Below are 12,112 nucleotides of genomic sequence, written 5' to 3'. Positions count from 1 at the left end.
CACCACTGAAGGCAAGACCCGCCGCGAAGCCATCCGCTGCCTCAAACGCTACATAGCCCGAGAGCTCTACCAACTCATCACCCAGGCCATCACCACACCCGCTTGACATCCATAGGGGCATCACCGGTATGCGACCGCCCTGCGGCCGACGTCAGCCACCACCTGGACCGCACCGCAGACTCGCGTGCTCCGCCAGACGCACCCTAGCGGTTCACCTGCAACCGGATCGGGCCGTCACCCGAGTCCAGGGTCAGCACCGAGCCCACCAGGTCGTCGACCGGCAGACCGGCCAGCAGGATGTTGCGGCGGACGGCGACCAGACCCGTACCGGAGGGAAGGCTCTCCTGGCTGATCACCGTGACCGAGGCGTCTCGGTGGGCCGCGCGGTTGAAGTAGCGGTCGCCGACGATGCCGAGCCCGGCCCGCACCTGTATCGACGACACCAGCTCACCCGGCGGCGCCGGCCGCGGCCCGTCCGACGGCCGCCCTTCGAAACGATGCACCGGCGACGCGAGCAGCTCCACGATCGTCGGCACGTCTCGACTCTAGTTTCGTGCGAGCGGCCAGGAAACGTGGGCGGATCAGTTCGTGCACGCGGACAGGCCTTTCAGGACTCCCTCGCGGTAGGCGGCGATACGGTCGAAGGCCGTCGCCCCGTCGCCCTCGGAGGCCCGGCCGAATGCCAGCAGCGCCTGCACCGCCTCGTCGAGGTCGCCGGGGGAGAGGCGGACCCGGCTGTCCGACTGGTCCCGGGTGATCATGTCGTTGGTCCAGGAGCCGGCCAGGCAGTCGACCGTGAGCTGGCCCTGTTCCGTACGGGTGGCCTCGCCCCGGCGTTCCTGGGCGGCCCGGGCGAACAGGTCACCCAGCAGCATCCCGACCGCGTAGTCGCCGATCTCCTGGTGCAGGTACGGGCCGAGCTCGGTGCTGTCGAAGGCCACGAAGTCGCCGGACGGGCAGTAGAACGCGCGCCCCTCGGCCGACGCGTCGGGCTGGTCGCACGACGGTGGCTCGCCGGCCCGGAAGGGCTGCACGGCCAGGTCGGCCCACGGGGATCCGGTCAGTTGGGGATAGGTGCGCTGCCAGTACGACTGCGCGTCGTCGGCCAGCAGCTGCACCGCGTCGTCGTAGGCGAGGTTGCCGCCGCTTGCGGCTTCTTCCTCGGTGCTGAACGGGATCTCGGTCACCGGCAGGTTCCGGGCCCGGTAGGCGGCGCAGGTCGTCACGCCCTCGTCCACGCCGTCCTGCAGGGCGCGGATGCGGTCGAACGCGTTGCCGTGCGCACCCTCCGACGTGGCCGGCGTGCCGGGCTGGTCGCGCAGGGTCAGCACGCCCGCGACCGCGTCGTCCAGCTGGGCCGGGGTGACGTTCTTGAACGCCGTGGACCGGCCGGCCAGCACGTCGGCCAGCCAGGCCCCGGCGTAGCAGTCGGCCTGCTGCTCGAGCACCACCGTGGGCTGGTTGGACGGGCCGATCCGGGCCTGGATGGCGTGCCCGTACTCGTGCGCCATCACCACGCCGACCAGCAGCGGGCCGTAGTTGCGTTCGAGCTGCGGGATCAGCTGCTGGGCGTCCCAGGCGATGAAGTCGTCGCTCGGGCAGTAGAAGGCGTTCGGCTCGTACCCGGCCTGCTGACCACCGCACGCGGGCGGCGGATCGGCCTTCGAGTACGGGTAGTAGCCACCCTGGACCTTGACGAAAGCGTCCCCACCGGAGACCTCGCCGAACTGCGCGGTCCAGAACCGCTCGACGTCGGCGATCGACCTGGTCACCGTCGCGGGGTCAGTGGTGTTGCGCCGCGGGGTGTCGACGGGCACCAGCCCGCACCCGGCGAGGGCGAAAAAGGCGACGACAAGAGTGGACGCGAGAACACGCGACGGGGGCACGGGCACTCCTCAGCTCTGCTGACTGTCGACGGTAGTTGCCCACTTCCACCGCCCGCTACGCTGCGCCCATGCTGTTCGAACAGACGCTGGGCGTGCCCGCGCACCCCGGCGGCCTGCTGGTCGACGACCCGGCGCTGACCGTCGGTGTCGTCCAGATGACCTCGCGCAACGACGGGCTCGAGATCGATCTCGTGGCGAGGCGCGGGCAACCGGCACCGCCGGCCGAGAGGCGACTGCTTCCCGCGTACGACGAAGGGGTTGATCTGCGGGTCGGCTGGCTCGACGCGAACGGGCGGGCCCATTGGGAGTACGGCTCGATCGCCGACGACGGCTCGACGCACCGGACGCGGGTGGTGCTGCCCGCCCAGTTCGACCGCCTCGACCTCGTGCTGGCCTGGCCCGAGATCGGCTTCCCCGAGCATTCCAGCAGCTTTGCCGTGCCGTCGCGGGCCGAGGCCGAGCGGGGTGTCGTCTCGATCTGGGAGGCGCCGGTCGACATGGCCCCGGTGCCGGGCGGCGTGCGGGACAGCGAGGGCGACGACGATCTCGAGCCGCCGCCGCTGGAGGCCGGGCGGCTGTGCGCGGCGCCGCGGGTGCTGGCCCGCGACCGCGACGGCGTTGTCGTGCTGAGCCGGTTGACCGCGGTCGGTTCGACCCTGGCGATGGCGGTGGAGAGTTTCGCCCGGATCGCCGCCGACGCGCCCGGCGACTGGGGTGCGTCGATCGCCGTGCTGCGCGACCGGTCCGCGGTGCGTCTGGCGGCGTACGAGGGCGAGGCCGGTGGTGGCGCGGACGGCTACCACGCCCGTACGGAATATGTCGTCGCCCGCCCGTCCGGTGACGTGCTCGACCTGGTGGTCCGCTGGCCGGCGGCGGGCCTGGCCGGCGTGCGGGTGACGGTGCCGCTGGAGGACGCGGTCAGCCGGTGACCTTGCCGTCGGCCACTTCCAGGTGCCGGGTGGTGCTGACCGCCTCAAGCATCCGCCGGTCGTGGGTGACGAGCAGAAGCGTTCCCTCGTACGACCCGAGCGCGGCCTCCAGCTGCTCGATGGCGGGCAGGTCGAGGTGGTTGGTCGGTTCGTCCAGCACCAACAGGTTCACGCCCCGTGCCTGCAGCAGGGCCAGTGCCGCCCGGGTGCGCTCGCCGGGGGACAGGCTCGCGGCGGGCCGGGGCACGTGCGCCGCCCGCAGCCCGAACTTGGCCAGCAGTGTCCGTACGTCGGCGTCGCTCATCTCGGGCACCGCCGCGCCGAACGCTGTCATCAACGACTGACCGCCCAGGAACAGCCCGCGCGCCTGGTCGATCTCGCCGACCACCACGCCCGAGCCCAGGTGGGCCGCGCCCTCGTCGAGGGGCAGCCGGCCCAGCAGCGCGGCCAGCAGGGTCGACTTGCCAGAGCCGTTGGCGCCGGTGATCGCGATCCGGTCGGCCCAGTCGATCTGCAGGGTGACCGGCCCGAGCTGGAAGTCGCCGCGGCGTACGACCGCGTCGCGCAGGGTCGCCACCACCGAGCCCGAGCGGGGCGCGGCGGCGATCTCCATCCGCAGCTCCCACTCCTTGCGCGGCTCCTCGACGACCTCCATCCGCTCGATCAGCTTCTCGGTCTGCCGGGCCTTGGCCGCCTGCTTCTCGCTGGTCTCGCCGCGGTGGCTCTTGGCGATCTTGTCGTTGTCGGGGGCCTTGCGGCGGGCGTTGCGCACGCCCTTCTCCATCCAGGCGCGTTGCATGCGGGCCCGTTCGAGCAGGTCCTCCTTCTTGTCGGAGTACTCCTCGTAGTCCTCCCGGGCCTGCCGCCGGGCCCGGTCGCGTTCCTCCAGATAGGACGCGTAGCCGCCGCCGAACAGGGTCACCTTCTGCTGGGCCAGATCAAGTTCGAGGACCTTTCCCACCGTACGGGTGAGGAACTCGCGGTCGTGACTGACCAGCAACGCACCCGCTCGCAGGCCCGCCATGAACTCCTCGAGCCGGCGCAGCCCGTCCAGGTCGAGGTCGTTGGTGGGTTCGTCGAGCAGGAACACGTCGTACCGGCTGAGCAGCAGCGACGCCATGCCCGCGCGGGCCGCCTGGCCACCCGAGAGCGCGGTCATCGGGTGGTCGAGGCCGACGGTCAGGTGCAACTCGGCCGTGACCTGCGCGGCCCGCTCGTCGAGGTCGGCACCGCCCAGGTCGAGCCAGCGTTCCAGGGCCGTCGCGTATTCGTCGTCGGCACCCGGCGCGCCCTCGGTCAGCCGCTCGGTCGCGGTGTCGAGGGCGGTCTGGGCCGGGCCGACGCCGGTGCGGCGGGCCAGGAAGTCGCGGACGGTCTCGCCCTCGCGACGCTCGCGCTCCTGCGGCAGGTAGCCGACGTTGGCGGTGGGCGGGCTCAGCGTGACCGTGCCGCCCTCGACCGGCACCAGGCCGGCCAGGGTGCGCAGCAGCGTCGTCTTGCCCGCGCCGTTCACCCCGACCAGGCCGATCACGTCGCCCGGGGCGACCACCAGGTCGAGCCCCGAGAAGAGGACGCGGTCGCCGTGCCCGGCGGCGAGATCACGGGCAATCAGGGTGGCGCTCATCGCCTTCCGAGCCTAGTCGCCCATCGGCACGGCGTTCCCGCTGACCCGTACGCGCGCGTCGTTGCGCCGCAGCGCGACCGTGATCCGGCTCGGCCGGCCCATGTCGTCGCCCTGCCGCAGCTCGAGGGTGGCCTCCTCGGGCACCAGGAACATCGCCCGCAGATATCCGCCCAGGGCGGCCGCCGCGGCCCCGGTGGCCGGATCTTCGACGACCCCGCCGACCGGGAAGGGATTCCGTACGTCGAAACTGCGGTCACCGGTGCGGAAGATCAGCTGGATCGTCGTCCAGCCCTGTGCCTCCATCAGCCCCTTGAGCGCGTCGAAGTCGTAGTCGAGCTCGGCCAGCCGCGAACGGGTCCGCGCGGCCAGCACCGGGTGGTACGCACCGGCGTACGCAACCTGGGGTTTGAACCCGGGGTCGAGATCGTCCTCGCTCCAGCGCAGCGCGGTGAGCAGTGCTTGCCGGGCGGGCAGCTCGGAGATGGCCGGCGGCACGCTGGTCAGGGTGGCCCGGCCGTGCGCGTCGACGCTGACCGGCACCTCGCCCGCGTTGGTGGTGAACACGTGCTCGCCCGGCCCGAGCGCGACCGCGGTGGCGACCGTGGCGTGCCCGCAGAACGGCACCTCGGCGAGCGGGCTGAAGTAGCGCACCCGGTATTTCCCGCCGGTGATGAAGGCCGTCTCCGAGTAACCCACCTCGGCCGCGATCTTCAGCATCGCCTCGTCGTCCAGGTCACTCGCGTCGAGCACGACCCCGGCCGGGTTGCCGCCCGCCGGGTCGTCGGTGAATGCCGCGTACCGCTCGATCGTCGCCATGCAAGGGAGACTGCCACGCTCTCAGCGAAACGCGGGAGGCCGCTTGTTGTCACAACCCCGGAGTAGCGTTCTGACGGTGACAGATGCACCAACCGCGATCACACCCTCATCCGACCTCCCGCGCACCCTGGGCGAGCTCCGGGCCTCCGGCCACGAGTACAAAACCGTCAAGCAGGAACTGCGCGACAACCTCCTGGCCCGCCTCCGCGACGGCGGGCCGCGCTTCCCGGGCATCGTGGGCTACGACGACACCGTGCTCCCCGAGGTCGAGCGGGCGCTGCTGGCCGGGCACGACATGGTCCTGCTGGGCGAGCGCGGCCAGGGCAAGACCCGGCTCATCCGCGGGCTGATCGGCCTGCTCGACGAGTGGACGCCGGTCATCACCGGCTCCGAGCTGCACGAACACCCCTACCACCCGCTCACCCCGGCCACCCGGCGGATGGTCGCCGAGACCGGTGACCTGCTGCCGATCTCGTGGCTGCACCGCTCCGAGCGCTACGGCGAAAAGCTCGCCACCCCCGACACCAGCGTCGGCGACCTGATCGGCGACGTCGACCCGATCAAGGTGGCCGAGGGCCGGGCGCTGGGCGACCCCGACACGATTCACTTCGGGCTGGTGCCGCGCACCAACCGGGGCATCTTCGCCGTCAACGAGCTGCCCGACCTGGCCGAGCGCATCCAGGTGTCGCTGCTCAACGTGCTCGAGGAACGCGACATCCAGGTCCGCGGCTACCAGCTCCGGCTGCCGCTCGACCTGCTGCTTGTGGCCTCGGCCAACCCGGAGGACTACACCAACCGCGGGCGCATCATCACCCCGCTGAAGGACCGGTTCGGCGCCGAGATCCGCACCCACTACCCGGTCGACCTGGCCCTCGAGACCGAGCTCATCCGGCAGGAGGCCGACCTGGTCGCGGCCGTGCCCGACCACCTGGTCGACGTGCTGGCCCGCTACACCCGGGCGGTCCGCGAGTCGCCGTCGGTCGACGCCCGTTCGGGCATCTCGGCCCGGTTCGCGATCGCCGCCGCCGAGACGGTCGCGGCCAGCGCCCTGCGGCGCAGCGGTCTGCGGCAGGAGCGTGAGGCCGTGGCCCGCATCTGCGACACCGTGTCGGTCACCTCGACCCTGCGCGGCAAGGTCGAGTTCGAGAGCGGCGAGGAGGGGCGCGAGACCGAGGTGCTCGCGCACCTGCTGCGGGTGGCGACGGCCGAGACGTTCCGCGACCGGCTGGCCGGCCTCGACCTGTCCGGGTTCACCGACCTGGTGGCCGAGGGCGCCATTGTCGAGACCGGTGACCTGGTCAGCGCCGAGGAACTGCTGGGACAGATCGGCACCGTGCCCGGCCTGGCCAAGGTGCTCGACCGGCTCGGCCTGGGCGACGCGCCCTCGCCCGGGCAGGCCGCCTCCGGCATCGAGTTCGTGCTCGAGGGGCTGCACCTGACCCGCCGGATGGCCAAGGAACTCACCGACGACGGCCGCACCCTGTACGGGAGCTGACCATGGCTCGTAAGAATTTCCGGTACGGCGTGTGGCGGGACGGGCCCGACCCGCTCGCCCCGCCGTACGACGTGCGGGCAGCCGTGGACGAGGTCGGCGAGCGCGTGCTCGAGGGCGAGAGCCTGCGCGACGTGCTGCGCGACCTGGTCCGCCGCGGTCCGCGGGCCGGTCGCGGGCTCGACGAGCTGCGCGACCGGGCCCGGCGGTTGCGGCGTGAGGCGCTGCGCCGGGGCAACCTCGACGGCGCCGTCACCCGGGCCCAGCAGTTGCTCGACCAGGCCGTGGCGGCCGAGCGCGACGAGCTGACCCGCCGCGACGACGACGAGGCCCGCTTCAACGAGGCGGTGCTCGACAACCTGCCCCGCTCGACGTCCCGCGCGGTCGAGGAGCTGTCCGACTACAACTGGGCCTCCGACGAGGCCCGGCAGCTCTACCAGCAGATCCTCGACGGGCTGCGGCGCGAGGTGGTCGAGCAGCGGTTCGCGGGCATGAAGCAGGCCCTGGAGAACGGCGATCTCGACGGCGTCAACGAGATGGTGTCCGACCTGAACGACCTGCTCGAGAAACACGCCCGGGGCGAGGACACCGACGACGCGTTCCAGCAGTTCATGGCCAAGCACGGCCAGTTCTTCCCGGAAAACCCGGGCAACGTCGAAGAGCTGATCGACTCGCTGGCCCGGCGGGCGGCGGCGGCCGAGCGGCTGATGCGCTCGCTCAGCCCCCAGCAGCAGGAGGAGCTGTCGCGCCTGATGGACCAGGCGCTCGGCGACGGCCCGTTGCGCGGCCAGCTGGGCCGGATGACCGACAACTTGAAGGCGCTGCGGCCCAACCTCAACTGGGGTCGCGGCGAGCGGATGCGGGGCCCGCAGGATCTGGGCTACGGCGACGCCGCGTCGGCTCTGGGCGAGATCGGCGACCTCGACGAGCTGCTCGACCAGCTCGGCCAGGAACACCCCGGGGCCACGCTCGACGACGTGGACGTCGAGATGGTGGAGCGTCAGCTCGGCCGGGGCGCCGCCGACGACGTACGCCGGCTGCGTGAGCTGGAACGGGAGCTGAGCCGGCAGGGCTGGGTGACCCGCGACGCCGAGGGTCTGACCCTCTCGCCCAAGGCGTTGCGCCGGCTCGGGCGCACGGCGCTGGCCCAGGTGTTCGACGACCTGTCCGGCCGCAAGCAGGGGCAGCACGACCTGCGCGACGCGGGCGCGGCGGGTGACCTGATCGGCTCGTCGCGGCGCTGGGAGTTCGGCGACGAGCAGCCGCTCGACGTGGTCCGCACGATCGGCAACGCGGTCCGGCGCCAGGCCGGTGCGGGCGGCGTGGGCGTTCTCCCGGTCCGGCTCGAGCCCGACGACTTCGAGGTGGCCGAGACCGAGCGGCGGGCCTCGGCGGCGGTCGCGCTGCTGGTCGACCTGTCCTACTCGATGTTCGCCGACGGGCGCTGGGGCCCGATGAAGCAGACCGCCCTCGCGCTGTCGCACCTGGTCGCGACCCAGTTCCCGCAAGACTCGCTGCAGATCATCGGGTTCGGCAAATACGCGTCGACGCTGTCGCAGGGCCAGCTGGCCGCGATCGACCCGACCATGGAGAAGGGCACCAACCTGCAGCACGCCCTCAACCTGGCCGGCCGGCACCTGCGGCGGCACCCGGGTGCCGAGCCGGTCGTGCTGATCGTCACCGACGGTGAGCCGACCGCCCACCTGGAGGACGGCGAGGCCTGGTTCATGTGGCCGCCGCTGCCCGAGACCATCCGGGCCACCATCCACGAGGTCGACCACCTGACCCGCTACGGCGCCACGCTCAACTTCTTCATGCTGGGCGAAGATCCGGGCCTGCAGCGGTTCGTGGCCAAGGTGGCCGAACGCAACGGCGGCCGCGTCTTCAGCCCCGACGTCGAGGAGCTGGGCCGTTACGTGGTCGACGACTACGTGCGGGCCCGGCGCGGAAGGCGCTGATCCGTCATCCGGGCCGCGCGGCTGATCAACCTGGTGCTGTTGCTGCAGGCGCGCGGCTCGATGACGGCCGCCGAACTGGCGGCCGAGCTCGAAGTGTCGGAACGCACCGTCTACCGCGATGTCGTGGCTCTGTCGGCGGCAGGTGTGCCCGTCTATGCCGAACAGGGCCGCGTCGGCGGGTATCGGCTCGTCGACGGCTATCGGACCCGGCTCACCGGGCTGTCCCGGGCCGAGGCCGAGGCGCTGTTCCTGGCCGGGCTGCCCGGACCGGCCCGCGAGATGGGGATGACCGAGGCGGCCGAGACGGCCCGGCTCAAGATCCTGGCCGCGCTGCCCCCGGGTTTGCAGGAGGCGTCCGAACGCGCCGGGCAGCGTTTCCACCTCGACGCGCCCGGCTGGTTCCGCGATCCGGAGACCCCGCCGCGGCTGGCCGAGCTGGCCCACGCGGTGTGGCACGACCAGTCCGTCGAGATCCGCTACAAGAAACGTGACGAGGTGACCCGGACGGTTTCCCCGTACGGGCTGGTCCTCAAGAACGCGGTCTGGTACCTGGTCGGCAAAGTCGGGGACGACCTGCGCACCTACCGCGTCGACCGGATCACCGGCGTGGTGGCGAGCGGGCTCACGTTCGTACGGGAAACCGGGTTTGATCTGCCGGGTTTCTGGGCCCGACGGGCGGCGGAGTTCGTGCGGCAGATGTTGAGCGACGAGATCGCGATCCGGCTCAGTCCGGCCGGTGTGCGGCAGTTGCGGTTTGTCGTCGAGCCGCAAGCACTTTCGGTGGCTCTAACGGCGGGCGAGCCGGAGGACGACGGCTGGACCCGGACGCGGCTGCCGGTCGAGTCGATGGACGTCGCGTACACCTACATGATGTCGCTCGGGCCCGAGGTCGAAGTGGTCGAGCCGCCCGCGTTGCGCTCCCGGCTGGCCGAGGCACACGCACGGGCGGCTGATCTTTATCGGTAACCGGAGACGTCGGCCGGCTTGCCCGGGTCCTGCACCTCGACCAGGTAACGCCACGCGTCCGGTTGGCTCCCGTCCAGGTCGGTGAAGCCGTAGACCTGGGCGAGTTCACCGCTGGAGGTCGACCTGCCGTTCCAGCGGGCCTTGTCCGGGTCGGCGGCCAGCGCGGCGACGGCCCGGCCCACGAACGCGGGCGATTCCGAGATGGCGAAGTGCGGTTCGTTCTTGGCGCCGTCGAGCCAGTTGTCCTCGGTGACGCCGAAGCCGTCGAGCATCATCTCGGACCGCAGCCACCCCGGGGTGAGGGCGACCGAGGTGCCGCCGTGGCCGGCGAGTTCCTTCGACCAGGCGTAGGCGAGCCGGTTCACCGACACCTTGGCCAGGTCGTAGAAGACGGACAGCCGGTAGTTGACCTCGTTGTAGGCGGTGGTGCCGTCGCCCATCTCGACCACGAGCCCGCCCGGGTTGCGGATGAGCAGCGGCATGGCGTGGTGCGCGGTGGTGATGTGCGTGTCGATGGCCAGGCGCAGCAGCCGGAACCCCTTGTCGAGCGGCTGGTCCCACACCGGCTTGTGCCAGGTGGCGAGGGGGTCGCCGCCCCAGACGTCGTTGACCAGCACGTCGAGGCGCCCCTGCTCGTCGTCGATCTTCCGCACGAGCGCGGCGACCTGGTCGCTTTCCAGGTGGTCGACGGCCACGGCGATGCCCGTGCCGCCGGCCGCCGTGACCATCTCGGCGGTCTCCTCGATCGTCTCGGGCCGGTCCATCTCGGAGCGCCGGGCCCGGGTGCTGCGCCCGGTCGCGTAGACGGTGGCGCCCGCCGCGCCGAGCTGAACCGCGATCTGCCGCCCGGCTCCGCGCGTCGCGCCCGCCACGAGGGCGACCTTGCCTGTCAGTGGTTTGTCTGCCATGCCGACGACTCTCCCGCCAAAACCTGACAGCCGGTGTCCGCTTTTCCGGACGGGTTCAGCGGCTCCAGTGGTATTGCGTGCTGTGCCGTCTCGAGCGGCAGAGCCGGCACGCGTGCGGATTGCGGCGGAACCACTCCTCCTCGGCGTCACGCTTGCGCTGCTTCTTCGCCTGGTCCTCGTCCGACCAGGCGTGCACCGACGCGTTGATTTTGTTCCAGCCGGTGGCGTCGGGGTCGATGCCGCGCTTGCGGGCGGCCTTCCGAACCTCACGGACGGTCGAGATGGTCGCGCCGACGACCGCGACGACCAGGCTGGCCGGGCACAAGTAGACGATGGCTTCCATTGCCTGTCCTCGCTATCTGATGGCGGTGGCGTAGACGATCGGCCAGACGACGCTGGCGACCAGAGCGGTCAGGGCGAGGCCGGCGCCCTGGTGGTAACTGCGGCCCACGCGGGCCAGGGAGATGAGGGCGAGCACGAAGCCGACGGGCGGCAGGAGCCAGAGAACGACGAGGGCGGTGATGGTCAGGCCGCTCGGCGGGCCGGCGATCCACCGGCTGAAGGCGTCGAGGCCGGTCCGCCGGCCGGGCGGATAGACGTAGCGGCCGGGCTCGTACGGATGCGGTGGCGGCTCGGACCGCGGCCCGCGTCGCACGAGATACGCCTCGGCGCCCGCGATGGCGAAGACACTGACCAGGGCCACGACGGTGATCGTGGTGCTGACGACCGGGTCGCGGTTGTCGCCGAGGTCGACGATCTGTCCGACGATCGCGCCCACGACGGCGGACACCGCGGTGACGGCGGGCCCCAGCATCGGATCGATCTCGCTGACGCCGTAGGTCCAGCGGATCGCGTACCACATCATCGACCAGCCGAACACGGTCAACCACGCGGTGGCGATCACGATCGGCCAGAGCACCGCCGAGCTGTCCGGGGTCGCGTCCTGCGCCGACTCCGGGACCACCACGGCGGAGAGCAGGAGACCGCCGGCCACCACAGCCATGATCGCCACGCGCCGGAGGACCTGGCGGACCGCGACCCGGACCAGGCCGGTGATCCGGTCCGGATGCCGGTACCAGAAGGCGGCGACGCCCAGGCCGACGACGATGCCGCCGCCGACGAACGACACCTGGGCGCCGAAGATCCGGTCGGACAGCAGGAACGGGAAGTCCAGGTTCTTCACGCTGAGCAGGACGACGGCGACCAGACCGATGCGGGCGCGCCAGTCGGACAGGCGCTGAAACGGAGCGTAGGGGTTGGCGGAGGCGGGTTTGAACAGGTTGCGGGCGCAGGTCCAGGGGTTGACCCACGAATACCAGGGGTGGCGCACGTCGGTTCCTTAGGCAACGAGGGTGTCGCTGTTGATCGACGCTAATCAGCGGGCTGTCGCGCCGGAGTCGGCCGAAGCGGTGGGCGGGAGCGGCCCGGAGATCCATGGACATGTGCAGCTCAACGTCCTAGGGGAGAGAGAACTAGGTTCCTAGGACGGCGGACACGACGTGCGACACGTGACTGGTTCGCGACGGAGATTCT

10 protein-coding genes and 1 pseudogene are annotated in these 12,112 nt (G+C 71.5%); 4 read left to right on the top strand and 7 right to left on the bottom strand.

Annotation, left to right across the window (positions count from 1 at the left end; genetic code table 11):
- Window positions 1–206: 206 nt before the first annotated feature.
- Together KOI35_RS19085 and KOI35_RS19080 are read right to left on the bottom strand one after the other, a co-directional pair.
- Window positions 207–536: pseudogene (locus tag KOI35_RS19085) on the bottom strand (molybdenum cofactor biosysynthesis protein); the annotation flags it as partial.
- A gap of 45 nt (window positions 537–581) precedes the next feature.
- Window positions 582–1,886, bottom strand: a complete 1,305-nt coding sequence (locus KOI35_RS19080) for a neutral zinc metallopeptidase (RefSeq protein WP_308121065.1) — start codon at window positions 1,884–1,886, stop codon at window positions 582–584.
- 68 nt (window positions 1,887–1,954) lie between these two features.
- Between KOI35_RS19080 and KOI35_RS19075 the strand changes: the two genes are divergently transcribed.
- Entirely contained in the window at window positions 1,955–2,815 is an 861-nt protein-coding gene (locus tag KOI35_RS19075; protein ID WP_215788801.1) for a hypothetical protein, read from the top strand.
- On the opposite strand, the gene KOI35_RS19070 is transcribed toward KOI35_RS19075, so the two are convergent.
- Both KOI35_RS19070 and KOI35_RS19065 read right to left on the bottom strand, forming a co-directional pair.
- The gene (locus tag KOI35_RS19070; RefSeq protein ID WP_215788800.1) at window positions 2,805–4,439 is read right to left on the bottom strand and encodes an ABC-F family ATP-binding cassette domain-containing protein; all 1,635 of its coding nucleotides are present in this window, start codon (window positions 4,437–4,439) and stop codon (window positions 2,805–2,807) included. The two genes, KOI35_RS19075 and KOI35_RS19070, sit on opposite strands and share 11 nt — an antisense overlap.
- A gap of 12 nt (window positions 4,440–4,451) precedes the next feature.
- Complete coding sequence (locus tag KOI35_RS19065) at window positions 4,452–5,255, bottom strand: PhzF family phenazine biosynthesis protein (RefSeq protein ID WP_215788799.1); 804 nt, start codon at window positions 5,253–5,255, stop codon at window positions 4,452–4,454.
- Between the two features lie 76 nt (window positions 5,256–5,331).
- On the opposite strand from KOI35_RS19065, the gene KOI35_RS19060 reads away from it, so the two are divergent.
- From KOI35_RS19060 to KOI35_RS19050, 3 genes are read left to right on the top strand one after another with little or no spacing between them, the layout of a single operon-like run.
- On the top strand, window positions 5,332–6,750 hold the full coding sequence (locus KOI35_RS19060) for a sigma 54-interacting transcriptional regulator (protein WP_215788798.1): 1,419 nt from the start codon (window positions 5,332–5,334) through the stop codon (window positions 6,748–6,750).
- Between the two features lie 2 nt (window positions 6,751–6,752).
- Window positions 6,753–8,705: a vWA domain-containing protein gene (locus tag KOI35_RS19055; protein WP_215788797.1), complete on the top strand. Its 1,953-nt coding sequence runs from the start codon at window positions 6,753–6,755 to the stop codon at window positions 8,703–8,705.
- A gap of 33 nt (window positions 8,706–8,738) precedes the next feature.
- Window positions 8,739–9,671 carry a helix-turn-helix transcriptional regulator gene (locus KOI35_RS19050; protein WP_498371306.1) on the top strand — a complete coding sequence of 311 codons (933 nt, stop codon included), beginning with the start codon at window positions 8,739–8,741 and terminating at the stop codon, window positions 9,669–9,671.
- Here KOI35_RS19050 and KOI35_RS19045 read toward each other — a convergent pair.
- The 3 genes from KOI35_RS19045 to KOI35_RS19035 are packed head-to-tail and all read right to left on the bottom strand — an operon-like array spanning window position 9,662 to window position 11,909.
- Window positions 9,662–10,579 carry an SDR family oxidoreductase gene (locus tag KOI35_RS19045; RefSeq protein WP_215788796.1) on the bottom strand — a complete coding sequence of 306 codons (918 nt, stop codon included), beginning with the start codon at window positions 10,577–10,579 and terminating at the stop codon, window positions 9,662–9,664. The genes KOI35_RS19050 and KOI35_RS19045 overlap by 10 nt on opposite strands.
- Before the next feature lie 55 nt (window positions 10,580–10,634).
- Entirely contained in the window at window positions 10,635–10,922 is a 288-nt protein-coding gene (locus tag KOI35_RS19040) for a hypothetical protein (RefSeq protein ID WP_215788795.1), read from the bottom strand.
- A gap of 12 nt (window positions 10,923–10,934) precedes the next feature.
- Window positions 10,935–11,909 (bottom strand): hypothetical protein, encoded by a 975-nt coding sequence (locus tag KOI35_RS19035; protein WP_215788794.1) that lies wholly within the window; start codon window positions 11,907–11,909, stop codon window positions 10,935–10,937.
- Window positions 11,910–12,112 lie beyond the last annotated feature (203 nt).

This window comes from Paractinoplanes bogorensis (genome assembly GCF_018829635.1).
GTDB lineage: Bacteria > Actinomycetota > Actinomycetes > Mycobacteriales > Micromonosporaceae > Actinoplanes > Actinoplanes bogorensis.
The sequence above is the reverse complement of the archived record's forward strand: the minus strand, read 5'-3'. Positions and strand labels throughout refer to the sequence as shown.

What these genes read in the sequence shown, in the direction of transcription:
- KOI35_RS19075 (WP_215788801.1), top strand. Translation starts at nt 1,955, where the DNA reads ATGCTGTTCGAACAGACGCTGGGCGTGCCCGCGCACCCCGGCGGCCTG.
- KOI35_RS19040 (WP_215788795.1), bottom strand. Translation starts at nt 10,922, where the DNA reads ATGGAAGCCATCGTCTACTTGTGCCCGGCCAGCCTGGTCGTCGCGGTC.
- KOI35_RS19045 (WP_215788796.1), bottom strand. Translation starts at nt 10,579, where the DNA reads ATGGCAGACAAACCACTGACAGGCAAGGTCGCCCTCGTGGCGGGCGCG.
- KOI35_RS19070 (WP_215788800.1), bottom strand. Translation starts at nt 4,439, where the DNA reads ATGAGCGCCACCCTGATTGCCCGTGATCTCGCCGCCGGGCACGGCGAC.
- KOI35_RS19065 (WP_215788799.1), bottom strand. Translation starts at nt 5,255, where the DNA reads ATGGCGACGATCGAGCGGTACGCGGCATTCACCGACGACCCGGCGGGC.
- KOI35_RS19055 (WP_215788797.1), top strand. Translation starts at nt 6,753, where the DNA reads ATGGCTCGTAAGAATTTCCGGTACGGCGTGTGGCGGGACGGGCCCGAC.